Origin of the sequence: Vibrio sp. Vb1337, from assembly GCF_033338715.1 — a bacterium.
Lineage (GTDB): Bacteria > Pseudomonadota > Gammaproteobacteria > Enterobacterales > Vibrionaceae > Vibrio > Vibrio alginolyticus.
Map to the genome: position 1 here is coordinate 1 of NZ_JAWOTD010000287.1, position 1,026 is coordinate 1,026.

2 protein-coding genes and 1 pseudogene are annotated in these 1,026 nt (G+C 45.9%); 1 reads left to right on the forward strand and 2 read right to left on the reverse strand.

Annotated features, from left to right (window positions below; translation table 11 throughout):
- A partial coding sequence (locus tag R7E42_RS25675) for an MATE family efflux transporter (RefSeq protein WP_318073337.1) occupies nt 1–538 on the forward strand: 538 nt, incomplete at its 5' end.
- Here the strand turns inward: R7E42_RS25675 and R7E42_RS25680 are convergent.
- A complete protein-coding gene (locus R7E42_RS25680) occupies nt 525–920 on the reverse strand; it encodes a nitrous oxide-stimulated promoter family protein (protein ID WP_318073338.1) in 396 nt (131 codons plus the stop codon). The genes R7E42_RS25675 and R7E42_RS25680 overlap by 14 nt on opposite strands.
- 14 nt (nt 921–934) lie before the next feature.
- Nucleotides 935–1,026, reverse strand: a pseudogene (locus tag R7E42_RS25685) (N-acetyltransferase); the annotation flags it as partial.

The following is a 1,026-nucleotide window of genomic DNA, read 5'->3' on the forward strand; positions in this document are numbered from 1 at the left end:
TATGCTCGGCCCATTTGAATCACTCTGTTACTCGATTTTCTTTGGGATCTCTGTGGCGTGCTCTGTGATGATTGGTCAATCCTTGGGGCGTGATGCCTTTGAGCAAGCTGAACACATGGCAAAATTCTTTATCAAAGCAGTCTTTGTGTTTGGTATTTCCATCGGCGCACTGTTGCTTCTTAATCGTGAGTTGATCATTGCAGCATTGAATTTGGACAACCCTGAGCTTTACCCACTCGCCGCCCCTGCGGTGATGATTTTGTGCTGCGCGATTTGGTTGCGTATGTTGAACATGATCATCATTAACGGGATTATTCGAGCTGGTGGCGACAACGTATTCTGCTTACGCATGGACTTTATCGCCATGTGGATGACAGGCTTACCACTTTGTGCAATCGCTGCGTTTGTTCTTGGTTGGGAGTTTAAGTACGTGTATGCACTGATGATTGCAGAGGAAGTCGTTAAGTTGGCGTTGTGTTATCGTCGATACACGCAAAAGTATTGGATAAAAAATCTAACCGTCGTTACGACTTCTTAGTATCACGTTCTGCATTGATTCTTTTGTGGCGGTTCGATGCATTGGCTGCTGGTTTTTCAGGAACCTCACGTTTCTCGTGCAGCAGGTGCCGAACTGCCAGAATCGGATGTTTGAGTAACATTCTCGGGCCTGAATAGCGCATCACTAAACGCATCTGTTCTTTAGGTTCGGGTTTATAGCAGTGGATTGGGCACTTGTTACACGTCGGTTTTTCTTCTCCGTATGGGCATCGGTCCAATCGCACTTCCGCGTAATCAAGCAGTTCACTGCATTCGCTGCACAGCGCATCTTTGGTTCCATGATGATCATGGCAATACACCTCCACCATCGCTTTGACGGTTTTAAATTCGGTCGCGAGTTTGCCAAGTAAAATATCGCTCATGGTATTGCCCAAAATCACAGTTGGAGAGTGTAGAGTTCTAAAGTTCGGCCATTATCATATTGCTGCTCAACACGTTCAAATTCGAAACCGAGTTTTTTCCGCAAAC